Raw genomic sequence first — 24809 nt, 5'->3', positions numbered from 1 at the left:
GTAGAGAAATGGGTGTTTTGAGCATTATTCTGTTGGTATTATTCGTAATCGTCAGCCTGCTTTTGATCTTTCTTGTCGCAGTACAGGATGAGCAGAGTGAAGGCTTGGGTGGCATTTTTGGTGGTGGAAGCAATACTGCCTTTGGTTCACACGCAAGCAGTGTTGTAACGAAAGCCACGGGAACACTTGCCGTACTCTTTTTGGTACTAGCTCTCGTAGTAGCCTTTGTCAACAAGACACCGTCTCAAGACAAACTGCTCGATTCTGTAACCACTGAACAGGTACAGCAGACAACAGACTGGTGGAATGCCAGTGAAGCTGCCCCCGCCGAAGTTGTACCCAGTACAAACTAGGACGGTAGCTGTATTCTAACTATCGACTACCGGCCGCGTAATTGCGGTCGGTAGCTGTTTCAAGGGAGGTATCATGCGAGTTTGTGTATTATACGCGCCGGCATCAAAAGGCAATGAGAAAATGAAAATGATCGCTAAAGCGCTGTCTGAGGGTATTTCAGCTCAAGGACACGTTGTTGATGTCCTGGATATGACTCTTGAGACTGGAAAAATCGTTTCGTTCTATGACTATTTGGTAATCGGAACAGAAAGCCCAACCTTTTTCGGAGGAAAAATCCCTTCATCAGTATCAAGTTTCTTAAAGACTGCTGGTTCGATTTCCGGAAAACGTTGCATGGCTTTTATCACCAAAGGCGGGGTTCGATCCATGAAAACATTACTTTCCTTGATGAAAGTCATGGAGAAAGAAGGAATGTTCCTCAAAAAGAGTGAATTGATTCCGAAGGTGGAATTTGCCAAGGCTGTAGGCAAACATCTGCAGATTTGATTGATTCTCTTCCTGCAAAAGAGTACCTTGTGAGCATGAAGATCCTAGGAGTATCGTATATGAAACGTAGAGCAATTGTTATCACACTCATGCTGCTTGTTGGTTTTCAACTTGCTGCTGCCACCATCGGAGCACCTGCTGCAACTGTAAGGCTTACCAAGACTACACCTATCAGCATGGCTGAGCTCGATGCCGAAGTTGCCGAATATCAAGCAAGTGCCAAAGCAGCGGGACAAGACCCTGCGACTATAGATCCTTTACAGGTACTTAATCTTCTTATCAACAATGAACTCTTTCGTCAGGGAGCCGCCCGTGATGGGGTCAAGATTACTGATAGCATGATTGATAGTGCGTATGCTTCACAAAAAGCAAACTTGGAAGCTTCCTACAACCAGGTGATTAGCGATGAACAATTTGCTGAAGTTATTACAAATAACTTTGGTTCCGTTGAGGCATATCGGAAAATGGTAGGTGAGCAATTGATGGTTGACTCCTATATCAGGCTGAAGAAGGCTGACACGTTGAATACGCCTGTTTCCATCACTGAAGCGGAAATCAGCAGCTTCTATAGAAAAAACAAAACCCAGTTTGTCAGTCCAGAAACGGTAAAGCTCAGTCATATCTACATTCCTTTGACTGATGATCAAACGGCGAATGCCAAGAACAAGGCAACCTTGGAAGATGTGGCTGCAAAAATCAAAGCAGGTACCCTGACCTTTGAGAAGGCTGTTGTTGACTATTCACAGGATCCTCAGAGTAAGAGCAAGGCAGGCGATATCGGTTGGCTTACCATGGATAATGCTGATGCTCTGAGTGGACTCGGCGATGCCTTTTTCGATGTAGCATTCACCACTGAAGTGGGGACTACCAGTTCAGTGGTGACGTCCTTGACTGGATATCATATCCTGAAAATCCTTGCATACAACGAAACCAAGATTCTTGGTTTGGATGAAGCAATCAGTCCCAATACTACCAGCACGATTCGCGATTATATCAAGAATGAGCTTTCTTCTGCCAAACAGCAGGAGACTTATTACAAAGCTATCAATAGCCTTGTTGATGAGTTGCGCAAGAGTGCAACGGTAAATATCCTCTATAAGAAGTAACATGAAGACAAGACATAAAGCACGAGAATTGGCCTTACAAACATTGTACGCCATGGATTTTAACAAAGAATTGGATGTGCTTCACATTCCCGCTATTTTCAGCGGGAACACTGAAGAAGAGCATGACCAGCTGGAAGAAGAAGTAAAAATCTACGGAATGTACCTTGTTCGGGGAACGTTGGAGAACCTTTTTGAGATTGATGAGTTGATCAGCAAATACTCGCTTAATAGACCGATTGAGCGTATCGACATCGTCGATCGCAATATTTTACGGATGAGCGTCTTTTGCCTGCGTTTTGGTAATATCCATCCCCACATCATCATCGATGAGGCGGTTAAGCTCAGTCAGGATTTTTCAACTGAGGTAAACTACAAGTTCATCAATGGAATTCTTGATACGATGCAGAAACAACTTTTCCCGGTTAAGGAGCAGAATAGGCATGATACGTTTGAAGACTGAAGAACAGATCAAAAGGATTCGCGAATCATGCCATATTACAGCAAAGTTGATGGAGCAACTATCTACGTTTATTGAACCGGGTATGTCAACCTGGGATATAGACCAATATTGCTATGAATTCATTGTCGGACACAAAGGCGTACCCGCTTTCCTTCATTATGAAGGGTTTCCGGCTACTGCATGTATTTCCATCAATGAGGAAGTGATTCATGGTATTCCTTCCAAGAAAACCATAATCAAGGAGGGCGATTTGGTGGATGTCGACTTGGGCATCAACCTGGATGGTCATTTCTCAGATATGGCACGCACCTTCATCATTGGCAAGACCAAGGATGAATATCGCAAACTTTGTGAGGTAACGGCACAGTCGCTGGTTCTGGGCATTGAAGCTGCTTCGGCTAAAAATGCAAGAATCCAGGATATCGGATCTGCTGTATATAAGTATGCTACAAAGTTTGGGTATGGAGTAGTACGGGATTATTGCGGTCATGGAGTAGGCCTTGCGGTACACGAGGAGCCTGAGATTCCCAATTATGCCTCATCATATATGCCCAATCCCCGAATTCGTGAAGGAATGGTTTTAGCAATAGAACCGATGATTAACCTTGGCACCCATAAGGTCAAGGTTCTAGCCAATGATTGGACGGTCGTTACCCTTGATGGGTTGCCATCAGCACATTTTGAGGATACTGTAGCGTGTACAAAGAATGGTCTGGAAATTTTAACGGTAGTCTGACCGCAAAGGAGAAGTTATGGTGATCAAAGAATTTATCAGTTGCGATACTATTCGTGACAGTGCATTAAAACTTGCCCATCAGATGTACAAGCAAGATCACTTCGTACCAGATATCATCTATGCTTCCTTGCGCGGTGGTGCTTACATGGCCAATGTGTTCAGTGAGTATTATAAAATGGTACGTATCAGAGAACAGGGAAGGCCAGTCTTCTATGCTGCTGTGGTTGCACGTTCCTATGGGTATCTGAGAAGCCAGACGAATGTCATGGTCGATGGTTGGACGTATTCTCCTGAACATCTGAGAACAGGTGATAAGATTTTGCTAGTTGATGATATTTTCGATACCGGCAAAACAGTAAATGCACTTGCGCAGATAATCATGCAGAAGGGTATTCCCCGTGAGGACTTGAAGATTGTGGTTTTTGATTACAAGGTGCCTTTGTATAAGAAAGAGGAACCGCTTCCAATTCAACCCGATTACTTCTGTCGCAAGCACGTGCTCAACAGTCCCGATGATGAACGCTGGATACACTACAACTGCCATGAGTTCCTTGGCTTAAGTTCCCAAGAAATTGATGACCAGTTCAGTGATTCTGAAGTTAGGGATATCCTGCATGAGGTCCGAGGCGACAACTAGAGGGGAAACACGTACTTCAATAGGTTCGTAATTGCGTGTAGATGCGGTGCACTTGAGGGGATTGCCATATACATGGCATCAGATGAGGAATACCTGCTTTGAGTCAGATCAAGAAGGTATTCATTTTTCTGTCCGTCTGCTGAGGTTGTGCGAATCAGGTAAGGTTGCAGGTGTTGTAAGAGCTCAGGTTCATCTTTGAGCAGGGTGGGGTAATCGAGCATCGGCAATCCTTGGGTGTAGTGCTGAACCACCGCCAGAGGAGCGATGAGTACATCGAGTTCCTTAGCCGCCATATAGGCATAAATTTTAGCGAGACTGGACTCAACATACGGATCGCTGCTATCGAATACTACATACAGTGAGTCATCTACAATAATCCGTTCATGGTTACCGATGGAGAATACATCTGCGAGCTCAGCTTCAATTTTCTTAGCTTCAAAGGTGTTTTGGTCGTCATTTGCGACAAATATCTGCAACACAATGGATTTGGTGCGTTGGACAAGCAAGTCAGCTACATAGATTGTTGCTAGCAAGCCCACAAGAATTACCAAAATCTTCATGCTGCTTGGTTTCTTACATCTCTTCATTCCTATGTTGCCTCACTTTTCCAATCCACGTATGATACTACCTATCAGTATCTATGAAAAGCGAGGAATACACTTGAATATCCAGACACTCTTCGACCCCGATAACGCTGTTTGGTCTTTCCTGCAAAAATTCTATTCCCTCTCACTGGCAGGTTTGCTGTGGTTTATATGCAGTCTGCCTATCATTACTCTGGGGCCTGCGACAATAGCTCTGTATAGGTACAGTTTTGCTGTATTGGATGGGTGTGAATCATATCTATTCAAATCATTTTTTTCAGTTTTTGCAAAGTCCCTAAGACAAGGAATTGCAGTTACCCTTCAATTGCTTCTCGCAACATCGTTTCTGATTTTTGATGCCTGGTTTTTTCTTAATACTATACCCATTCTCTTTTTTGTTGCGGTAGCACTGTTCTTACTGGTGCTGTTTCCAGGATTACATCTCTTTGCGCTTATGAGTATAAAGGCTTCCACGATAAAGGGGTTTGTCTCACAAGCATTTTATCTTTCCATTAGACATCTTTCCACAACGGTAACGCTCATTGTAATAACTTGCCTCTGGTTTTTAAGCATCTATGCTCTGCCTATATCAATTCTCTTTTCAGCAGGACCTGCTTGTATCCTCTCAGCTATGTTTCTGAGAGCACTCTATAAACGAATCGATGTTTACAAAACAATATGATACTTTGCAAAAACATACATAATTCTTTTCCAATTACTATGTTTAATATTGCTTAATTTATATAAATATATTCATTGATTTTTAGCAATTTATTATACAATAATTCAAAATATTAACTTGACGGCATACTTTTACGGCTGTAGCATTGATATGCCCTTATATATGGAGAAGTTTTGTACATAAGGGAAAAATAATTTGGAGGAAAGGATGAAAAAAATTCTATCTGTTGTTCTTATTCTATCCGCAGTATTTGCACTTTTTATTTCCTGTGGAAAGAAAACAGAACCTGTAGCTGCAGCTACTGCAGCACCTGCTCAGGCGGTTGTCGCGACTGCTGCTGAAAAAGCCCCGGCTGTTGTAGCAACACCTGCTGCACCGGCAGTTTCGTATGAAGTTACCGAACCGATTACCATTGAATGGTGGCATGCACTTGAGCAGCAGTATTGGCCGTTGGTTGATGAAATCGTTGGAGGTTTCAACAACTCCAACCCTTTGATCAAAGTCGAAGCCAAGTACATTGGAAACTACACCACGCTTAATGAGACGTTGGTTGCAGCCCATGCAGCAGGCACCGGACTCCCAGCCCTCAGTGCTGCTAATACTCCGTATGTAGCAGAATATGGCAAGGGTGGGTTGACTGAGAACCTGTCACCGTACATCAAGGCAACCGGTTATGATATCGATGATTTCGGTGCAGGTATGATTGCGGCCACAAGCTATGAAGGCAAGCAGGTTACGGTACCGTTCCTTATTTCCACCCAGGTTATGTATTACAACAAGACCATGGCGGAGAAAGAAGGCATTGTCATTCCTACCAGAATTGATGACATGGAAGCTTTCCTTGCTAAGGCAACCAAGAAAGCTGCTGACGGCACCACCACTCGTTGGGCCACCATTGTCCCAGGTTGGGACCAGTGGTATTTTGAAACCTTCTTCCTGAATAGCGGTGTGAAGATTGTCAATGACGATCGTATCAGCACAGACCTTGCCGGTCCTGCTGCCACTGCTCTCACCAAGAAGTTCCAAGACTGGGTCAAGAAAGGCTACACCTACTGGGCCTCCGGTACCAGTGCATCTTCCAACATGAGACAGAACTTCATCGACCAGAAGGCATTCTCTGTTATTCACACCAGTTCGCTGTACAACACCTATGTCAATTTGGTAAAAGATTTTGAAGTAGGAATGGCATGGCTGCCTGCTGGCGATACCAAGAAGAGTGAGATCGGCGGTAGCGTTCTTCTCATTCCTGCAAAGAACGACCAGAAGACCAAGAATGCTGCATGGGCTTTCCTGCAGTATCTGATCGGAAAAGACGTAAACATGAAGTGGGCTGATGGAACCGGGTATATTCCGACCAGAAACTCTGTCATTACTACCAGCGAAGGTCAGGAATTCCTGAATAGGAAGCCCGCTTTCAAGGCAATCTTTGATAATCTTGACGAGATCAATCCCCGTATCCAGCATGCTGGTTGGAACCAGTTGGCAACCATTTGGAGATCGTATCTCGACCAAATCATGATCGAAGGTGTTGAGGTTGATGCACAGCTTGAAATGATGGCTGAAGAGATCAACGAAGTTCTTGAGGACTCTGAATAGTCTTTTGTATACTGTCTTGCCGTCCAGCACTATGCTGGGCGGCATTATCTCTTTCATATTGGATAAGGATACATAATCATAATGAAACAGCAAAAATCCTTGCATAGACGAATACAGGAAGGTAAAGATTTTACAACAATCTTGCCAGCTTTGGTATTCCTGGGCATATTTGTCTACTATCCAGTGGTACAGGTGGTACGCATCAGTTTCACCAACTGGAATCTCATCAACGATAATTTTTCGTATGTTGGGATGAAAAACTGGATCTGGCTGTTCCAAGGATCTGGTACCAAGTACTTGATCAACTCATTGAAAGTAACAGCTTTATATACTCTCGGGGAGCTTACCATCACCATCGTCGGTGGCATGCTCTTTGCTATCATACTCAATCGTATTAGTACTTCGTTCTCGATCATGCGTGCTTTGGTCTTCCTTCCAAAATATGTGGCTATGTCCAGTGCAGCTGTCGTATTCATTTGGATACTCAATACCCAAAACGGTATTTTAAACTATGTGCTTGAACTGTTCGGACAGAATCGAGTCAACTGGCTGGGTGACAAGAATAGGGCCTTAGGCTCTATCCTCATGCTTACAGGGTGGCGAACCGTCGGCTACGGCATGATGATTTATATCGCATCCATGCGGGGAATCAGCAAGAACTACTACGAAGCGGCATCCATCGATGGAGCCAGTAAATTCGTACAGTTCACACGCATCACCTTGCCTTTGCTCTCACCGACTACGTTGTTTCTGTTTGTAACTACATTCATCTCTGCAATGAAAGTCTTCCAATCGGTCGATGTGTTAACCGGAGGCGGTCCCTATCGGTCCACCGAAGTGATAGTATTCATGATTTATAAATACGCCATGGAAGACTTTAGAATGGATAGAGCTTCTACGGTTGCCGTATTCTTCTTTATTGTCCTGCTTGCTATTACAGCAGCTACGATGAAAGTTTCCAGCAAGAGGGTGAGCTATGACGTATGAACCTCTTTCTCCTGAGCAAGCGACACTGCTCAACCAGAGAGCGATTGCAAAACGCAAATTCGCAACCGTTCTGCAATATGTTTTCGCTATCGGTGTTACTCTTTTCATGCTCTTTCCACTTTACTGGATGTTAATTACCAGCGTGAAATCACAAGAAGAAGTCTTGCGTGCCCTTCCTACCTTTTGGCCGAAAGAGTGGCATTTTGAGAACTACAGCAATGTACTCCATCGTGCAAACTTCAGTAAGTATTACTACAACACTATTGTGATGACTGCCGGTATTCTGGTAAGCCAAGTAGTTACGGGCGTCCTTGCTGCATATGGATTTTCCAAAGGTCGATTCAAGGGACAGAAATTCTTATTTCTTATTGTTCTTGGTGCTTTGATGATTCCTCTGCAAGTCACCTTTATTCCTCTGTACATCATGTTTGCAAACTGGAAGCTTACCGATACATTCCTTGGCCTTATCCTTCCTGAGATGGTCAGTCCGTATTACATTTTTATGATGCGTCAGGCTTTTCTTACTGTCGACGATTCCTATATTGAAGCAGCAAAACTGGATGGTATGGGACGGCTCGGAATTATTACCAAAGTCTTGGTTCCTATGTGTAAGTCAACGCTGATCACCATCACCTTGGTTACCTTCACCAACGGTTGGAATTCCTACTTCTGGCCAAAAATCATTGCCAAGAATGAAACGAGAAGGGTATTGACGGTTGGTTTGGTTCATTTGCGTAATACATTCGCAGGGCTCGACACTATGAACAACCATGAAATTATGGCTGGCGCTGTATTGGCTGTTTTGCCCGTAATAGTCCTGTTCTTCATTTTCCAGAAATATATGCTTACCGGTTATGAAAAGACCGCAATGAAATAAGGAAGGTGTACATGAGAGTCTTCGCGCATCGGGGATACAGTGGTTTGTATCCCGAGAATACTATGTTGGCATTTGAGAAGGCCCGAGAAGCCGGATGCAAGTCCATGGAACTTGATGTACATCTTTCCAAGGATGGGGAACTGGTTATCATTCATGATGAAATGCTCGACCGAACCACCAATGCCAAAGGATTGGTATGTTCCTATATGCTTTCTGAATTGCAGGCTATCAATGCCGGTACCAACGAGAATTTTCAAGGCATACCCTGCCTCGATGAATACTGCCAATGGGCAAAACAGTATGGCATTTTTACCAATATCGAGATTAAGACCAATTTGATGTATTACCCTGGTATTGAGGATAAGCTCCTAGCGATGCTCAAACTGTATGGTTTGGTAGAGCAGACACTGATAAGTTCTTTCAACCATGGTTCAGTCATCAGGATGAAACAGCTGTGTCCGGAAATTCAGTGTGCTTTCTTGGTTGGCGGCAGGGGACTGGCTAATGCAGGCAGCTATGCTAAGAATTTCTCTGTTGAGTATTATCATCCTGATGGGGCCTTCCTCACCAAAGCGCATGTCGATGAATGCAAGGCCCAAGGTGTTGGCGTGAATGTTTGGACGATTGACGACTTGGGACTTCTCTCCAAGATGACCAGTTGGAAGGTAGACGGAGTGTTTACCAATCACTGTGCCCCTGTAATGAAACTTTTGGGTGAAACTCATGCATAAGAGACGTTTTCTTTCAATACTTCTAAGTATCGTTGTTTCGATATCGTTATTTGCTTCAACACAATTATCAAGAGAACCAGGCAAATTAGCCCTGTACTTTCTCGATTTAGAGGTGAGTGCCCAAGCCGTCGATAAGAGTGGTGATGCTACGATTCTGATTAGTCCTGAAGGGAAGGTCATGTTGATCGACAGCGGCCATCCCGAGACTGCTCACCTTGTTCTTGCTGCCTTGGAGGCTCTTGATGTACAAGCCATCGATATATTTGTCGCTACACATCCGCATATTGACCATATCGGGGGCTTTCCACAGGTGGCTGCCAGGTATCCTGTCAAACAGGTGTATCGTTCAAACGTCGAGTACGATACCAATACCAATAAGGCAGCTTTATCTGCCATGAAGCAGTATAACCTTCCTGTTACCATTCTTAGTGAAGGTGATTCCTTCCCGTTTGGAGAGTATATCAAGGTGGATGTTTATAATCCTCCGTTGGAGATAACGTATCCACAAAACTATCCTGATAATGCAACCCAGTTCATCAACAACCAATCTCTGGCGTTGAAGTTGACGTATGGTGAATCTACTGCTTGGTTCTCCGGTGACCTGTATATGGCTCAAGAACGTGCTCTGATAACCAAGTTTGGAGAGAAGCTGCAGTCAGATGTGGCGAAAGCCAATCATCATGGGGGTGATACCTCAAACAGCCTCAGATGGATCAGAACCATTAATGCCAAGATAGTTGTTGCCATGCACGATCAACTAGACAGCATGACCGTCTACAGCAATTACAAGCGATATGGGGCTGAGTACCATCTGACACTCAACGATGGACTTATCAAGGTAGTGATGGACGACAAGAAGAACTACCAAGTCTTTGATACAAAAGACAGTTGGATGAACTAAGACTACAAGAAAAGGCTAAAAAGAAAACACCCCGGGGAAAAATCCTTGGGGTGTTCTCTTACCTACAAATTTGTTTATAACGTGTAGTCTTCAGATACTGAAGAAGTTCCGTTGCTGGTTGAATCGTCATTCGTAGATGCTGGAATAATGGTAATATCGAACATGCCATTTTCAGCAGTTGCTACCAAAAGATCATTGGGTGCTTTTTCATAGGTGCTGACAATTTCTGCAGAGTCGAGGTATTCACCATAGCCATAGCGAATCGATTTTCCTGTAGCAGTCGTAGCTCCATTTGTAAACGAGATTACATACAAAGGATCATTCTTGCTGTTGGATTTAGTGATGATATAGTTCGTGCTCGTTCCACTGTCATACACTCCAAACATGAATGCATTGACGTCGTAAACCTTGGCTATGTCCAGCAAAGGTGTAGCTGAACTGAGGTCAATAGCAGCCCCTACAGGAGTAGCTCCAGCATGATACAATTTTCCATCGATGGTGAGGATGTATAGCTTGCTATTGATGATTGCAAAGTTTGCCAACCGAGTATTCAAGGTGATCGTATAGGAAGTTGCTCCATCAGTAATGAAATGCTTATAATTCCCCGCTTCATTCACAAACGATACAATGACCGGCTGAGTACCGATAGCAACCGTTTCTTTTCCGGTAGCCTGCAATACTGATTCAAGACTGTAGCCGGAAAGTAGATTATCAATCTCATTGAAACTGATTTTTTTAGTAAATACTGGTGAAGCAGGTACAGTATCGTCATAGGTGGCTAAAACGAATGTCTTGGCATTCGAATTTGCAGGATCTGTTCCTTGGAGCAAAAAGAGACCATTTGTATACAGATTATGAATAGTGACTGAATCAAGCGCAGCATATGTAGGAGCAAGATTGGGAGATTCAGTATAAGAACCGACAATCGAAACACTCTTGACTATTGAGTTGCTAATATCTGGATCGGAATTGTTGATTAAAAACAAAACTCTACTATTGGTACTATCCAGGTATGCTGCACGATTGAGGCTGACATCGGTATTAGCCTTGATCTGAGTCGAGGTATTGGTATCAGTCTTGTAAATTCCCTCTGTTGTGGTGAAATAAATATCTGGGCTCGATATCCCTAGAATCTGCCTATACCGTATACCCACAGGAGTAGTTGACTCACTAATCTGTCTGAATAGGCCGGCAGAAGCATCAGCATTACAGCCGGTAATTGCCGCAATGATAGCAAGAACGGAAAATATCTTGATGTATTTGTGATTGGTCCTCATAGTTGCTGCTCCTATTGTCTATACGTAATGGAAAGGGTAAGCGGTATGAAACCGGCTAGAGCGTTGTCCGCTCGTAGTTCTTCCTTGTAGTTGAATTCCGGAATCAACCAAAGGCCTGTAGTAAGTCCAAAACCCCAATTATCACCAGGGTACCAGGTAAGGCCGACCTGCACATTGCCAAACAGAGTCATCAGCGAGGCATCGTTGTATTTAATGTAAGCTCCACCGAGTCCGAAGGAAATTGGAAGGTCTACTTGTCCTTGCACAGGAAAGAGGCTGTATTTGGCGTAGAAGGGGACTGCAGTGAACAGCATATTGGATGCGGAGAAGTTGAAATCGTATCCGATCTCACCGCCTATTGCTGAATTTTGGGAGTTGAAAACCTGGTAGCTTATCGCACCATAACCACCAACTTTTCCACCGGTATTCCCTTCTCCAAGACCTGAACGGATTTCATTGCTATCAAAAAAATACGTGAACGTAGGGAAGGATGTTCCTATCGTAAACGAAAACATCTGGTTTCCCTTATCATAATACGGAACGGCAAAAGCCGAACTGACAAGTATACCCATCATTAAACCAAGTAGCAGGAATTTTTTCATTCAATACCTCAATGTACGTAGAGAACAATTCCAATGAATGTTCCGTTACAATAAGCGTTGCTTTGACTATACTGGATACCAAGCAGTATGCATACCTGTTTGTAAGTATAGTAAGTGTCGTACCGAAAGGCAAATCCAGATGCACGGTTTGTTGCCAAAAACAAACGTTTTAGGGTACTGTACACAATGAATGTGAGGAGGAAGCGATGCAGATACTAACAGGAAAAGAAGTAGCAGAAAAAGTATATGAAACACTGCAATCTGATTGCAATGCATTTGTGGAGAAGTATGGTTTTCCTCCCACATTGGCTGTTGTTCTGGTAGGAAATGACCCAGCAAGCCAAAGTTACGTGCAAGGAAAGAAGCAAGCCTGCCTGTCCTTGGGGTTCGGACATAGGGATTATCATCTTGCCCAAACTACCAGTCAGAAAGAACTCCTTGATCTGATTCATGAGCTGAATGAGGATAAAACCGTACATGGCATTCTCGTACAGATGCCTCTGCCTGCCCATCTGGATGCTGATACGGTAATTCAGAACATCAAGGTCGAAAAAGATGTCGATGGTTTTCATCCTCAGAATGTCGGCAACCTTCTGATTGGAAAGCATGGCTTTGTCAGTTGCACTCCACTAGGAGTGCTCCAAATCCTCGATTATTATGGGATTCCTGTTGAAGGTAAGCATGTCGTTGTTCTCGGCAGAAGCAATATTGTAGGGAAACCTATGGCAAGTCTGCTGATGCAAAAGGGTAGGGATGCTACAGTAACCGTTTGCCATTCCAAGACAGAAAACCTGACAAGTATTACAGTCCAGGCAGATATTCTGATTGCTGCCATTGGCAAACCATTATTTGTGACCGAATCCATGGTCAAAGAAGGCTGCATCGTCATCGATGTCGGCATCAATCGTGTTGAAGACGCCAGTCGAAAACGTGGCTATCGACTGGTTGGCGATGTGGATTACGAACACGTCTCCCCTCATTGTAAGGCCATTACCCCGGTTCCCGGTGGGGTCGGAGTAATGACTATAGCCATGCTCATGAAAAATACTATGCAAGCGGCCTTGCAACTTGCACAGAAGGAAACGCAATGATTCATACCTATTGGCTGGAAACCTATGGTTGCCAGATGAATGTAGCAGAAAGTAATGCACTGGAGCTTCAATTGAAAGGAGCTGGGCTTGTACCGGCATCCCGTGCCGAGGATGCAGATTGTGCCATTCTCAATACCTGTACCGTTCGCAAGAGCGCCGATAACCGTATTTGGGGTAGATTGGGATACTTTACCTATATCAAGAGCAAGCATCCGCTGACGCTGATCGTCACCGGGTGTATGGCCGAACGCCTCCAGGAAGACCTGAAGGATGAGGCACCCCAAGTTGATTATGTCATCGGAACCAATGACAAACAGAGAATAGTAAACATCCTTACCTCGGTTGATGGTAAAATGGATGAACACTCCCAATCCTATACCTTTGGCAACTCCTATTACCAAGAGGGTGAGTTCAGTTCATATATTCCCATTATGAACGGATGTAATAACTTCTGTGCCTACTGCATTGTTCCCTATGTTCGCGGTCGCGAAGTATCTCGCCCGGTTGACGATATTCTTGCAGAATTAGCCTTTTTGGACTCCAAAGGAGTCAAGGAAGTTACGTTGCTCGGACAAAACGTCAATAGCTATCACTTTGTTGAGGCTGACGGTCGGGTAATAAACTTTCCGAAGTTGCTGAAAAAACTCTGCAGCCAAAAGAACCATATTAAGTGGATACGCTTTGATAGTCCGCATCCCAAGGATTTCTCGCAGGAGCTCATTCAGGTTATCCAGGAAGAGAAACAGATTGCAAGGCATCTGCACATCCCCCTGCAAAGCGGCTCATCACGGATTCTCTCGCTGATGAATCGTAAGTATTCACGCTCTCAGTTTCTTACGCTCATCGATGATTTGCGTCGTGCCATTCCAGACATAACCTTCTCAACCGACGTCATGGTAGGATTTCCCTCTGAAACCGAAGAAGAGTACCAGGAGACCCGCTCCGTCCTTGCCCACATGCAGTGTCTTGAAGCCTTCATGTACTACTACAATCCACGGGAGGGTACGAAAGCTGTTGAGATGAACGAGCAGATCGATGAGGAGGAAAAGGGCAGAAGATTGCAATCACTCATCGAATTCCAACATGCCATATTTGCACAGCAAAAACAAAAAAGAGTGCAATCTGTTGTTGAGGTGTTGGTTACCCAGGTTTCCAAGCATGACTCAAAAAGCATGCTTGGAAAAACTGAACACAACGAGATGGTAGCATTCCCCTCAACTGCAAAACTCGGGGAAATCATTACCGTTCAACTCACATCGCTCAACGGGAATACCTATACGGCATTGCAGCAATGCTGATGAAGGGAGAAAAAGCGTGGTAGAAAAGGAAGCTGTATTTGCAAAGAAATTTGAAATACTCAAAGCTCTCATCAAAAATTCTCGGTCTACGGTTGTACTCACCGGGGCCGGCATTTCCACGCTTTCAGGAATTCCCGATTTCCGAAGTTCGTCGGGTGTCTATGCCAATACATGGAAATCCTATCAGGTAGAAGAAATTCTCAGTATCTCATTTTTTAAACATAATCCTGAAATTTTCTACGAATGGGCCAAGGAGTTTTGGTATAAGCTGGATCTCTATCAACCCAATGCAGTACATACTGCATTGGCTTTACTGGAGCAGAAGGGGTACCTGGAAGGTCTTTTTACCCAGAACATTGATATGCTTCATAAAAAAGCAGGAAGCAAAAAGTGTTACGAGGTACATGGGAGTGCAGAGCATCATCACTGTACCAACTGCAATGCATACTATTCGTATCAACATGTTGCTCCTTTGGTGTTGGCCGGGCAAGTACCGCTGTGCAAAGATTGCGGTGGTGTAATTAAGCCAGATATTGTTTTTTATGGGGAGAATCTGGACTCCTTCATTCTCTCAAGAGCCTATGAGATGTTCAATCATGCCCAGTTGTGTATTGTGTTAGGTTCCTCATTGGTAGTTCAACCGGCTGCTTCATTTCCTGCTTATACGGTACATCGCGGAGCTCCCCTGGTTATCGTAAATGCACAGAAAACAAGTTTTGATGGATCGGCTACTATCAAATTCAATGATTTACAGCAATGGGGTCAGGCTCTCCTCCCTTGGATTGAAACACTCAAGCCTCGTTGATAGAGAAAAGTTTGATATATTGATTACTTTTACAATTATGAGTATAGTTTACATACCTCGATGGAGTAATCCAAAGGGGGTGTTTCGGTTTCGACTGGCGGCAGATCAGGCCAGGGGCTGCAAGCGGAGCGCCAACTCCTAAAACTAGCAAAAACAATTAACTGCCAAAAAAGAAGACGAAGTCTCCTTCAACGCAGAATACGCCTTCGCTGCCTAATAGCACGATGACGTACAGGTCCGAATACTGCCGCTCTTAAGTATCGGATACCTGTAAAAGTAGGGGCTTACCCTTCCTAGTGCCTATGGATGAAGGGAACACCAAAGTAGGATACAGAGGATGGACGTTTTGTCAGTGAACCCAACGTCTTCTGGAAAATTTGATCACCGGCTAAGCTTGTAGACGTCACTGGGTGGCACGTTAGGACGGGGGTTCGAATCCCCCCACCTCCAAAACACCGAGACCGGATTACTCAATGTATGAGTGGTCCGGTTTCTTTTGGACTAGCTTACAGATACGTAATGCGTTTGATTAGTAAAGGAAATGTATGATATTACCTATTCTTGCCGTAGTACTCGGCCTCGTTGTTTTGGTTATCAGTTCGGACCGCTTTGTTGATGGAGCTGCAGCTACTGCGAGGCATTTTGGTATGCCGTCCTTGCTCATAGGGATGGTGATTGTTGGATTTGGTACGAGTGCCCCCGAGCTTGTAGTTTCTGTACTCTCTGCAATCCGAGGAAATGCAGGAATTGCCATCGGCAATGCGTATGGTTCCAACATAGCAAATATTGCTCTCATTTTGGGTTTGACTGCATTGCTCAGCCCGGTTCAGGTGAGTTCTAAAATTCTTAAAAAAGAGTTGCCTATACTTACCTTGGTAACCCTTCTTTCCTTTTTTCTCTTGTATGATTTAAATATTAGCCTTTTTGATGCAGGTATTTTACTTCTATGTATTGCGCTGTTAATGGTATGGTCCATTTTCAATGGATTGAAGAATGAGCCTGATACGCTTGCCGATACTATCGATGAAGCAGTTCCCGAACCTATCAGTATGAGAAGGGCAGTGCTCTATTTGATATTCGGCTTGCTTTTCTTAATTCTTAGTTCACGTCTTCTTGTTTGGGGTGCTATTGAAATCGCACAATTTTTTGGAGTAAGTGACTTGGTCATCGGCCTAACCATCGTGGCAGTAGGAACCTCGTTGCCTGAATTGGCTTCCTCCATTATTGCAGCAAAGAAAGGTGAACATGACATCGCAATGGGCAATGTCATTGGATCTAACCTTTTTAACTCCACAGCGGTTGTGGGCGTAGCAGGTGCCATTTATCCGTTTGAAATCGAAAGTTTGGTCCTTAGACGTGATATGTCCACAATGCTAATTCTCACTGTCTCCCTCTTTATTATCGGCTATGGTTTCAGAAAGAATAGGCAGGGCAGGGTCAACAGATTTGAAGGTGCAGTATTACTGAGTATGTATATTGGCTATACAATACTGCTCATGCGAACTGCTGTCTAGGAAAGAATATCAGGTTTTTGGTCTGCCGTATGTTAAAGCATACACCAGTCTATCAAGAAGTTTAAAACCCTCTGAAGCGTGTTCAACTTCCTTGAGATAGTGTTTGATGTCATACTCAACTCTGCGGATTTTACACGTAGCCACACCCTCGGAAATGCTCAACAGTGCATAGCTTGCACGTACATCCCCATCCAAAGAATACCCAACAGCTCCAGGATTGATGTAACGAATTCCATCCCTCTGGAAATCAGCTGGAACATGGGTATGAGCACTCAATACAATATCAACGTTCTCAGCTGCTAATTGCTTTGCTAGAGAAGGGGAGAAAGGTTGATTTTGGCACAGGCCTTCCGTGTCGCTGTACGGTGTCCCATGACAACAGAGCAGGGAGAGACCTTCTATATCGATATGTTTTGTGGGAAGAAAGTCTGCAAGCTTCTTTTTTGCTTGTGTATTCATACGTATATCAGCATATTTTACCAATTTTACCATAGGTTCATCATACAAGGCATTTGCTGTCTTCAGTTTGATCATCTCTAGGTTCCCATCGGTATTACCCTTGATGGTTACCAATGGCTTCTGTTCCATGAGCAAATCGAAACAGAGTTGTGGATCAAGACCCATAAATACAAGGTCACCAAGAAAGATTACGCTATCGGCACCAGAAGCTTTTGCATCAGCTAGTACCGCTTCGAAGGCTCGAATGTTTCCGTGGATATCACTAAGTACTGCACACTTCAATTTGTCGCCTCCTCTTATGGTATATATTGTATATTGTATCATACTGTATGACCCAAGAAAACCTATGCACCTATTGCTATTTCCAATTTCATAATTCATGGAAATTTATTACGGATTGCAAAAAGAAGGAAAGAACAGTATCGTACGTACGGTGAGGGTGGTAGGGATGAAAGCTCGCTCTTTTCGCGTCTTTATACAGAAAGAACCGGTTCTGAGTATTGCCCTGGTTCTTGCATTCTTTTCTCTCTTTCTTGTTCCCCCAAACATTGGATATAGCGAGTACATCGACTGGAAAACACTTGGTTGCCTGTTTGCTCTGATGCTTGTTGTGGCTGGCTTCCGAAAAATGTTTGTATTTACCAAACTTTCCTCGATCCTTCTTCATTACTCACATACTCCACGGCAAGTAAGCTTGATTTTAGTCGGGATAACCTTCTTTTCTTCCATGCTGGTAACAAACGATGTGGCTCTTATCACTTTTGTCCCGTTGACCATCGTAGTTTTCACTGTATGCAAAGAGACAAAACCTATTCTCTTTACCATTGTCCTTCAAACGTTGGCAGCCAACGTAGGCAGCTCGCTCACACCGGTGGGTAATCCACAAAATCTCTTCATGTATTCGTATTACCACGTAAGCCTCAGCTCCTTTTTCTCAACAATGCTTCCCTATGTGTTTTCTGGCGGTTTTTTAATTGCATTGCTTCTTCTCTTTATCCCAAAACGATCAGAATCGTTTAGTCTTCAGGTTCAGGAGGTTCCTCCAATCCATACGGGGAACCTCATTCGGTATAGCTTTCTGTTTCTTCTCTCTCTTTTAGCAGTTTTTGACCTCGTTCCCTGGCCGATTGTAGTCTTGCTGGTTATCATCGGAAGTGAGAAAGTGCTGCTCAAGGAAGTTGATTATTCCTTGCTCTTGACCTTCATCGGTTTTTTTATTTTTGTAGGGAATATCGGACAACTCAAGCAGGTTACCAATTCCTTAACCAAGCTGCTTGAAACACGGGAGTTCATAGTTTCCTTACTAGCGAGTCAGCTCATCAGCAATGTTCCTGCAACCTTGTTGCTTGCACAGTTTACCGATAACGCAACCGAATTGCTCAAAGGGGTGAATGCCGGAGGTTGTGGAACGCTTATAGCCTCCATGGCCTCAGTCATCTCCTTTAAAATATTCGCCCATTACGATCCAAAAAGGTCACTTGCCTATCTTGGCCTCTTCACCCTCGTCAATATCCTCTTTGTGATCCTGTTCCTGCTCATTCATCGTTTCTGGTGACAAAGCAAACGACTGCTCCAATAAGGGTAATATATTGTTTTGCTGGGCCAAGGCGACGCTCTTCATGCCCCTTTGGCTGAGATGTGTATACAGATCACTCAGTTGTTGGCTACTGTGCCCGATGGTCATACGCAGTACATGTTCATCGACAGATCCCCTGAGCAGCGTATTAGCCATATGACGCAATGAGTGAAACGTTATGTTTCTCTGTTTCAATACAGTTTCTGTGAATACTGTAGAACGGATGAGCTCTTGGCCAAACCGTTCAGCAAAGTAATGGCTTGAAACTACTGACCCATTTTTTTTACTCCAAAACACCAAGAGAGGTTCGTTGGTGAATGGATTCTCAAGTGCCAGTTCTCTCAGAGCTTGACAGAGGAAGGCAGGGCAGGGTACATAACGGGTCTTTTTCCCTTTTGGTACCTTTATCCCTGCTTTATCAGCATACGCTTGGTCGATGGTGATCATCTCATTTCCTACAGCATCATACCTGAGTGCTCGTAGCTCACCAGAACGCATGCCCGTCAACAACGCAACCAAACAGGCCAAATATATCCGCTTCTCACTCGATTCTTTTGCATACTGCATAAAGGCAGACAGCTCCATCTCACTCAAAATGCCTCTTGGCGTATGCATGCATGATAACCCGGCAATCGAAAGAGACGTGGAGGAAGGAATATCTCCTTTTCGTTGAGCCTCTCGCAAGGCAGTCAAAACTGCCGTCATACATATATTGATAGTTGCATGATGGATTCTACCTTGCTCAACCAATTGTAGTTGTAATGCTTCAAGTAAGCCAACCGTTACTTTTGATAGTAACAGATTCTTGTCAAGTCTTGGCAAAACGTGGTTTTCAAGCAGACTTTTTCTCGTCCCGATATAGTCAATTGAAATGCTACCTGGAGATAGAGTGTTTCTGCGCTTCACATACTCACTTATCTCCCAGGTATAGAAATCACGGATATAGGAAACGAGGGTGCGTTCCTGATGTTTCTCAAAAACCAGTCCTTGTTCTAAAGCTTTCTGGCAGATACGGATAGCTTCATCTCTACGCTTTATCGGTGTATTTTCAATAATCCCAAGGTCCTTACGCAGCATCTCAACACTTTTCTTATTGGTACGTTTACCGGTCGCTGGATTACGGAAAAGAGCATAATAAAAAATCCTTTCACCCCTGTGAATCCTGCAGAGTGTGTACGGTGCCGGGCTTGCCATGGTCAACCTCCGTTCATTGTATTTGTTCACTATATTGTTCAATCTGAGAAATATGTTCAATAACTAAAAAATAATAGAAAGTTTTTATTTCCTTTCTATAGATTATATTGCTATAGCTATTTTGTCTAGACATTTATTTCTTCTACTTACTTATGTAGAGTAAGTAGTATCTATATTCGATATTTTTATATATATTGTAATATTTTTGTATATACATTTCATATGTGTTATTTATGCGTTACTACACATGTATGTTATATGTAATTATAAATACTATATAAATTTTTTTGACATATATTAAATGCATCAAATACATATTAAGTGTCTTTGTAATACCATTCAGCATTTATATTATATTGTATATTGTTTTTATGATACTATATGGAATATTACCATATGTTTAATTTAATGTAATAATATGCTTATACATTTATTTATGCATTTCAACAAATTATAATTGACATATTCTTTTGTTGTGTAGTTTATAATAGTGATACCTGTTAGGAACTGCTCCCTGTCCTTCCTATGTATTGCTAGCTTTAGTTGAGATATATATCTACCAGTGATAAAAAAAATCACCAAGGAATTGCTTCCCTGATGATGTAGTAAAGTCGTATATTGAGCTATTTTATTATTAATATTGAAGTTGCTTAACTTCCCTACGCATATCACGATTCATATCACGCTCCTTGGTTGCTGCACGCTTATCATGCAACTGCTTTCCTCGGCACAAGGAGACTTGCACTTTGACTAGGTTGCCTCGCAGGTAGATGGAAGTAGGAACCAATGTGAATCCTTTCTCGATCACCCTACGCTTCAGCCTCTTGATCTCGCTCTTATGGGCTAGCAGTCTTCTGTTTCTGTTTGGATCATGATTGTGAATATTGCCGTGTGTATACGGCTGGATGGTAAGGCCAACCAAAGTAAGTGTACGATCGGTGACAGTCACATAACTGTCTGCAAAACTGAATTTTCCCTCACGCAGCGACTTGACTTCTGTACCTACCAAAGCGATACCACATTCCAAATCTTCTATGACTTCATAATTGAAGTATGCCTTCTTATTTTTCTGAAGCGGCTTGAATACATTCTTATCTTGTTTCATTTATTCATACCAAGCAACACGGAACCCAATTAGGTCTCCGCATACATCGGGATCGACAACTCCAACAGTATTGGATGAGATGGTTTTGGCATCATTGAGATAGCTGCCACCTTTCACAATGGGCTGAGTAGTAAGGCCAAAGCTTTCATGAAGGGCAAGCGCTTTCTGGTAATCCGTAATCCTGGCCAAGGGGATATAGGGGGTTTGTGTCAGTTCCCATACACCGCCAAGCAAGGAAACAGGTTCCTTGAGTGGAGAAGGAATAGGGCTGAGTGAAGCATCGAATTTTAGATTGCTATGGCTATAAGCTGCTATCGTCCACATACTTTCAGAGGGAAGGAAAACTGTTTTACCTGTTTTAGAACTGAGCCATTCACAAAAAGCCTGGGCTGCAAAATAACTAATAGTGTGAATGGGTTTATTCGTCACAAAAATCGTAGAGGGGGATAAGCCTGCCAAGTATGCCTCATCGACCAATCCTTGTTCAACAAGGGATGCCAAATTAGCTTTCTCCCACATGGGATTCTCTTGTAAAAAGAGAGCCCATTGATATTGGCTGACTTCATACGTGGAAAGGGCGAAAGAAGGTGTTGTGACCTTTATACCCGCTTCATTGATGGCAGGATAGTTTTGACCTGTCAAAGTTCCCATGACAAAACTTGCCTGAGGATAGCGATACCCTGGTATCTCAAATTCTCCAGCTTGCAGGGATGTCTCTTTCTTTACTAAGGAACCTACCTTTTCAGACAAACCAGTTGAAGCATTTGCTGTTGCAAATAGAGACGTTGCCGATTCCAGTGTCTGCTGCATGAAAGCTGTCAGTGCTATTTGATACTTTTGCAGTGCTTGTTGAGCATCAAGGAGCATGGTCTCATTGGTGATATACAGAAGTGCAAGCTCGAGAGCTTGTTCAAATGTTTCTTTCTGGATGTCCAAACTCTTAAGGTCTGAGACCAAGTTGGAGAAAACAGGTTCGTATCGGGTAACAGCATCGTAGGTAAGAATTGCACTTGCTTGCTGTATCTGCTCAAGATCAAAGTGAATAATCTTGAACTTCATATCCGAACCAAGAGCAAGTTGAGGTGCATCGATAGTTTTTGTCCGATGAAAAAACCACGTCAAAAAGACAGGATGGTCGACATCAAGTGCATAGGTTGCATACTGAACGCCTCCTTTCATATATGCCACCTCGTGCTCTCCGCTGGCAATGAAATATTGATTGTCTGTAGCACCCAGATAGGTACCGTCGAGAACGATTCCAGTCTCAGCTAAAGGAGCAGAGAAGGTGACGTATCGACCACCCTTGAGAATACCAGGGAGGTAAGCAACACAAAAAAGAATTACAATCAGAAGTATTGCGTAGAGGATGAAGAGGTATACACCTGGTCTCATGTTGAAGAGAACCGGTAATTTTACCGCTTCCACCTCTGGAAGTACGATGCGTCTTTTCATACATAGTAAGGTAGCGGTCCTCCCTTGGCTTGTCAACTCAGACCTATTGTGATAGCGTGCTTGCTATGGAACAATTGTTGAGTTTTATTGAGAGAAACACCATACGATTACTCACTCACCGCAAAGCGTTGAAAGCCTACGAATTGGCCAACAAACCCAAGCGCACCTTCATCGGTGAAGTCAAGGGTTGGGCTGATGCTCTGGTGTTTGCAGTTTTTGCCGTACTCTTGATCAACCAATATATCTTTCAACTTTTTGTCATTCCTACTCCTTCCATGGATGGAACACTGAATGTGGGAGATCGCGTTTTTGTAAGTAAAACCATCTACGGCATTGAAATCTATCCCAGCGGTCCAAAAATGCTCTCCTCTAACAGGAACGTGACGCGTGATGACATAATCACGTTTTACAACCCAGAATACGTATCCAAAGGTCCATTCTTTGATATCCTGTCACAAATCATCTACATGGGTACCTTTTCGCTGGTAAATATCGACCGCAATGACGATGGCAGCATAGCCGAGCGGCTGTATGTAAAACGTGCCATCGGATTTCCCTCTGAACGGATTCGCTTCACAGATGGAAATATTGAAATACGAAGAGCAGGGTACAACGATTACATCGACGACAACAGTTTCCGTACCTCACTTGATTTGGTCGATGGTCCGCATCGCAGCATCGATGAGAGCCTGTACAGTGGCATCAAAGCATGGGGATCTTTGTTTGGATATCAGGAATCGGGAGTGGACATGACCTCAGTTCCTTCCTATTTAAAGAGCCAATATGCTCTTGTTCAAAATGACAACTATCCAGATGACATGTATGCATTTGAAACAGCTAAGAACCGTACAAAGCAATTATTCAATCCTGCAGATAGCAATGCCAGAAGTGCAAGTGCTGCCTACCAGAGAGGAATCTATGTTCCACAAGGCTCTGTGTTGCCTTTGGGAGACAATCGGGACAACAGCCGCGATGGCCGATATTTTGGTCCTGTATCACAGGGAAAAATCAATGGCAGCGTCCGGTTTCTTTTCTGGCCTTTGAACAGAATCAGGTACATGGGTAACAAATAGTGCTTAGTATCCCCTCTCATGGTGAGCTATCACTGTACGTGCATATTCCTTTTTGTACCACATGTTGCTCCTATTGCGCCTTCTATTCTGAACCTAAAGAAGCAAATAGCAAGTATATCGATGTATATGTGGACCGGCTTGAACAGGAAATCCTTGCGTGCGCTTCGTCCGTCGATCGGTTCACTACCATATTCGTCGGCGGAGGGAATCCTGGATGTTTATCAGCTAGTCAGTTGAGACGCTTACTTGTAGCGGCCAAAGCTGGATTAAGTGATGAAGTGACGATAGAAATGAATCCGGAAACCTTCAGCCAGGATTTCTTTTGTCTCTTCTCTGAAGGTTTGGTCACACGCTTGAGCATGGGTATCCAAAGTATGGATGATCCCACCCTTGCACGCCTTGGCCGCAATGCTCACAGAAAAGACAATCTGAGAGCCATCGCCCTTGCACAGAAAGCACATGCTTTGTATGGCATAGAACTCTCATTCGACCTGATGGTTTGCCTGCCCGGCCAAACAACTGAGTTGGCAATTTCCGATCTTCAGGAAATTCTTTCGTTCAGTGAAGCTGACCATATCAGCCTGTATTGCTTGACCGTTGAAGAGGGTACTGTCCTGGCCCAACAAATTGGGCTTGGCCAACTACACGTGTTGGATGAGGATGGACAACAAGCATTCCTGCAAACACTTTGGAATGAATTGGCAAGGCTTGGATTTACCCACTATGAAGTTTCCAATTTTTGTAGAAATGACAAAAAAAGCAAACACAATCAAGTTTATTGGAGACTGGATAATTATATAGGTTTAGGAAGCAGTGCGGCATCCACGGTTCACGAAGGGACTCTTTCTCGTCATTATTCGCAAATTCAGGACCTGAAGGAATACGCTTCAAGCTCTCTTTTCAGTGGATATGAACAGGAGTTCGTTGATGCAAATCAGCAGATTGAAGAGTATCTGATGATGGCTCTACGCACCAATGCAGGTATTGACAAGCAAACCTTCAATACACGGTATTCACAAGACTATGACAAGCTCTTTGGCTCTGCAATTTCCACCCTTGATTCTGCATGGTATCGTAATACGAAACAACTCTATGTATTAACAGAAGTAGGCTTTATGGTCCTTGACGAAATCCTGTTGCGTTTGGCTCTGGAAATCTCGTAAGCCCTTGACCGCCTCTACCGGTTGTGATAGCTTAATTAGGTTGAGACTATTCACGCATTCTAA

Annotated in this window: 26 protein-coding genes and 1 other RNA gene; 20 read left to right on the top strand and 7 right to left on the bottom strand. The window is 43.6% G+C overall.

The genetic code is table 11. From position 1 onward, the window contains the following. The first annotated feature begins 8 nt into the window (after positions 1 to 8). The 6 genes from secG (at position 9) to SPIBUDDY_RS07280 (ending at position 3779) form a co-directional block, all read left to right on the top strand. Positions 9 to 353: a preprotein translocase subunit SecG gene (gene secG / locus SPIBUDDY_RS07305; protein WP_013607108.1), complete on the top strand. Its 345-nt coding sequence runs from the start codon at positions 9 to 11 to the stop codon at positions 351 to 353. A gap of 73 nt (positions 354 to 426) precedes the next feature. Further along, positions 427 to 840 (top strand): flavodoxin family protein, encoded by a 414-nt coding sequence (locus SPIBUDDY_RS07300; protein ID WP_013607107.1) that lies wholly within the window; start codon positions 427 to 429, stop codon positions 838 to 840. Between the two features lie 59 nt (positions 841 to 899). Beyond that, the gene (locus tag SPIBUDDY_RS07295) at positions 900 to 1946 is read left to right on the top strand and encodes a peptidylprolyl isomerase (protein ID WP_013607106.1); all 1047 of its coding nucleotides are present in this window, start codon (positions 900 to 902) and stop codon (positions 1944 to 1946) included. Position 1947: 1 nt separating this feature from the next. After that, positions 1948 to 2406 (top strand): transcription antitermination factor NusB, encoded by a 459-nt coding sequence (gene nusB, locus SPIBUDDY_RS07290; RefSeq protein WP_013607105.1) that lies wholly within the window; start codon positions 1948 to 1950, stop codon positions 2404 to 2406. Further along, positions 2387 to 3142: a type I methionyl aminopeptidase gene (gene map, locus SPIBUDDY_RS07285; protein WP_013607104.1), complete on the top strand. Its 756-nt coding sequence runs from the start codon at positions 2387 to 2389 to the stop codon at positions 3140 to 3142. Before nusB ends, map begins: the two co-directional genes overlap by 20 nt. 16 nt (positions 3143 to 3158) lie before the next feature. Further along, entirely contained in the window at positions 3159 to 3779 is a 621-nt protein-coding gene (locus SPIBUDDY_RS07280; protein WP_013607103.1) for a phosphoribosyltransferase, read from the top strand. Here the strand turns inward: SPIBUDDY_RS07280 and SPIBUDDY_RS07275 are convergent. Beyond that, entirely contained in the window at positions 3776 to 4339 is a 564-nt protein-coding gene (locus tag SPIBUDDY_RS07275) for a hypothetical protein (protein WP_041380640.1), read from the bottom strand. The two genes, SPIBUDDY_RS07280 and SPIBUDDY_RS07275, sit on opposite strands and share 4 nt — an antisense overlap. A gap of 58 nt (positions 4340 to 4397) precedes the next feature. On the opposite strand from SPIBUDDY_RS07275, the gene SPIBUDDY_RS07270 reads away from it, so the two are divergent. The 6 genes from SPIBUDDY_RS07270 (at position 4398) to SPIBUDDY_RS07245 (ending at position 10137) form a co-directional block, all read left to right on the top strand. Next, positions 4398 to 5045 carry a DUF624 domain-containing protein gene (locus SPIBUDDY_RS07270; RefSeq protein WP_172634189.1) on the top strand — a complete coding sequence of 216 codons (648 nt, stop codon included), beginning with the start codon at positions 4398 to 4400 and terminating at the stop codon, positions 5043 to 5045. 207 nt (positions 5046 to 5252) lie between these two features. Then, positions 5253 to 6641 carry an ABC transporter substrate-binding protein gene (locus SPIBUDDY_RS07265; protein ID WP_013607100.1) on the top strand — a complete coding sequence of 463 codons (1389 nt, stop codon included), beginning with the start codon at positions 5253 to 5255 and terminating at the stop codon, positions 6639 to 6641. Positions 6642 to 6722: 81 nt separating this feature from the next. Next, the gene (locus tag SPIBUDDY_RS07260; RefSeq protein ID WP_013607099.1) at positions 6723 to 7628 is read left to right on the top strand and encodes a carbohydrate ABC transporter permease; all 906 of its coding nucleotides are present in this window, start codon (positions 6723 to 6725) and stop codon (positions 7626 to 7628) included. Continuing rightward, positions 7618 to 8505: a carbohydrate ABC transporter permease gene (locus SPIBUDDY_RS07255; protein WP_013607098.1), complete on the top strand. Its 888-nt coding sequence runs from the start codon at positions 7618 to 7620 to the stop codon at positions 8503 to 8505. The genes SPIBUDDY_RS07260 and SPIBUDDY_RS07255 overlap by 11 nt, the downstream gene beginning before the upstream one ends. Positions 8506 to 8516: 11 nt before the next feature. Beyond that, on the top strand, positions 8517 to 9236 hold the full coding sequence (locus tag SPIBUDDY_RS07250; RefSeq protein WP_013607097.1) for a glycerophosphodiester phosphodiesterase: 720 nt from the start codon (positions 8517 to 8519) through the stop codon (positions 9234 to 9236). Beyond that, positions 9229 to 10137 carry a ComEC/Rec2 family competence protein gene (locus SPIBUDDY_RS07245; RefSeq protein ID WP_013607096.1) on the top strand — a complete coding sequence of 303 codons (909 nt, stop codon included), beginning with the start codon at positions 9229 to 9231 and terminating at the stop codon, positions 10135 to 10137. Before SPIBUDDY_RS07250 ends, SPIBUDDY_RS07245 begins: the two co-directional genes overlap by 8 nt. A gap of 74 nt (positions 10138 to 10211) precedes the next feature. On the opposite strand, the gene SPIBUDDY_RS07240 is transcribed toward SPIBUDDY_RS07245, so the two are convergent. Both SPIBUDDY_RS07240 and SPIBUDDY_RS07235 read right to left on the bottom strand, forming a co-directional pair. Beyond that, positions 10212 to 11414, bottom strand: coding sequence for a hypothetical protein (locus SPIBUDDY_RS07240; protein ID WP_013607095.1), 1203 nt, complete (start codon positions 11412 to 11414; stop codon positions 10212 to 10214). A gap of 11 nt (positions 11415 to 11425) precedes the next feature. Continuing rightward, on the bottom strand, positions 11426 to 12016 hold the full coding sequence (locus tag SPIBUDDY_RS07235; protein WP_013607094.1) for a TP0733 family outer membrane beta-barrel protein: 591 nt from the start codon (positions 12014 to 12016) through the stop codon (positions 11426 to 11428). A gap of 206 nt (positions 12017 to 12222) precedes the next feature. On the opposite strand from SPIBUDDY_RS07235, the gene folD reads away from it, so the two are divergent. The 5 genes from folD (at position 12223) to SPIBUDDY_RS07215 (ending at position 16724) form a co-directional block, all read left to right on the top strand. Then, the gene (gene folD / locus SPIBUDDY_RS07230) at positions 12223 to 13107 is read left to right on the top strand and encodes a bifunctional methylenetetrahydrofolate dehydrogenase/methenyltetrahydrofolate cyclohydrolase FolD (RefSeq protein WP_013607093.1); all 885 of its coding nucleotides are present in this window, start codon (positions 12223 to 12225) and stop codon (positions 13105 to 13107) included. Beyond that, positions 13104 to 14405 carry a tRNA (N6-isopentenyl adenosine(37)-C2)-methylthiotransferase MiaB gene (gene miaB, locus SPIBUDDY_RS07225; protein ID WP_013607092.1) on the top strand — a complete coding sequence of 434 codons (1302 nt, stop codon included), beginning with the start codon at positions 13104 to 13106 and terminating at the stop codon, positions 14403 to 14405. The genes folD and miaB overlap by 4 nt, the downstream gene beginning before the upstream one ends. A 16-nt stretch (positions 14406 to 14421) precedes the next feature. Next, on the top strand, positions 14422 to 15210 hold the full coding sequence (locus tag SPIBUDDY_RS07220) for an NAD-dependent protein deacylase (RefSeq protein WP_013607091.1): 789 nt from the start codon (positions 14422 to 14424) through the stop codon (positions 15208 to 15210). Positions 15211 to 15285: 75 nt separating this feature from the next. Continuing rightward, positions 15286 to 15663, top strand: a transfer-messenger RNA (tmRNA) gene (gene ssrA, locus SPIBUDDY_RS16015). Positions 15664 to 15755: 92 nt separating this feature from the next. Further along, entirely contained in the window at positions 15756 to 16724 is a 969-nt protein-coding gene (locus tag SPIBUDDY_RS07215) for a calcium/sodium antiporter (protein WP_013607090.1), read from the top strand. A 9-nt stretch (positions 16725 to 16733) separates the two neighbouring features. On the opposite strand, the gene SPIBUDDY_RS07210 is transcribed toward SPIBUDDY_RS07215, so the two are convergent. Beyond that, positions 16734 to 17465, bottom strand: a complete 732-nt coding sequence (locus tag SPIBUDDY_RS07210; protein ID WP_013607089.1) for a metallophosphoesterase family protein — start codon at positions 17463 to 17465, stop codon at positions 16734 to 16736. Positions 17466 to 17562: 97 nt separating this feature from the next. Between SPIBUDDY_RS07210 and SPIBUDDY_RS07205 the strand changes: the two genes are divergently transcribed. Beyond that, the gene (locus SPIBUDDY_RS07205; RefSeq protein ID WP_013607088.1) at positions 17563 to 18738 is read left to right on the top strand and encodes an SLC13 family permease; all 1176 of its coding nucleotides are present in this window, start codon (positions 17563 to 17565) and stop codon (positions 18736 to 18738) included. On the opposite strand, the gene SPIBUDDY_RS07200 is transcribed toward SPIBUDDY_RS07205, so the two are convergent. The 3 genes from SPIBUDDY_RS07200 to SPIBUDDY_RS07190 form a co-directional block, all read right to left on the bottom strand. After that, a complete protein-coding gene (locus SPIBUDDY_RS07200; RefSeq protein ID WP_013607087.1) occupies positions 18658 to 19953 on the bottom strand; it encodes a tyrosine-type recombinase/integrase in 1296 nt (431 codons plus the stop codon). The two genes, SPIBUDDY_RS07205 and SPIBUDDY_RS07200, sit on opposite strands and share 81 nt — an antisense overlap. A 634-nt stretch (positions 19954 to 20587) precedes the next feature. Then, entirely contained in the window at positions 20588 to 21058 is a 471-nt protein-coding gene (gene smpB, locus SPIBUDDY_RS07195; protein ID WP_013607086.1) for an SsrA-binding protein SmpB, read from the bottom strand. Then, on the bottom strand, positions 21059 to 22510 hold the full coding sequence (locus SPIBUDDY_RS07190) for a formylglycine-generating enzyme family protein (RefSeq protein WP_013607085.1): 1452 nt from the start codon (positions 22508 to 22510) through the stop codon (positions 21059 to 21061). Between the two features lie 65 nt (positions 22511 to 22575). Here SPIBUDDY_RS07190 and lepB point away from each other — a divergent pair, with 65 nt between their 5' ends. Together lepB and hemW are read left to right on the top strand one after the other, a co-directional pair. Further along, entirely contained in the window at positions 22576 to 23583 is a 1008-nt protein-coding gene (lepB, locus tag SPIBUDDY_RS07185; protein WP_013607084.1) for a signal peptidase I, read from the top strand. Further along, a complete protein-coding gene (hemW, locus tag SPIBUDDY_RS07180) occupies positions 23583 to 24746 on the top strand; it encodes a radical SAM family heme chaperone HemW (RefSeq protein WP_013607083.1) in 1164 nt (387 codons plus the stop codon). The genes lepB and hemW overlap by 1 nt, the downstream gene beginning before the upstream one ends. Positions 24747 to 24809 lie beyond the last annotated feature (63 nt).

This window comes from Sphaerochaeta globosa str. Buddy, from assembly GCF_000190435.1.
Classification (GTDB): domain Bacteria; phylum Spirochaetota; class Spirochaetia; order Sphaerochaetales; family Sphaerochaetaceae; genus Sphaerochaeta; species Sphaerochaeta globosa.
This window is presented reverse-complemented; position numbering and strand designations above follow the sequence as displayed.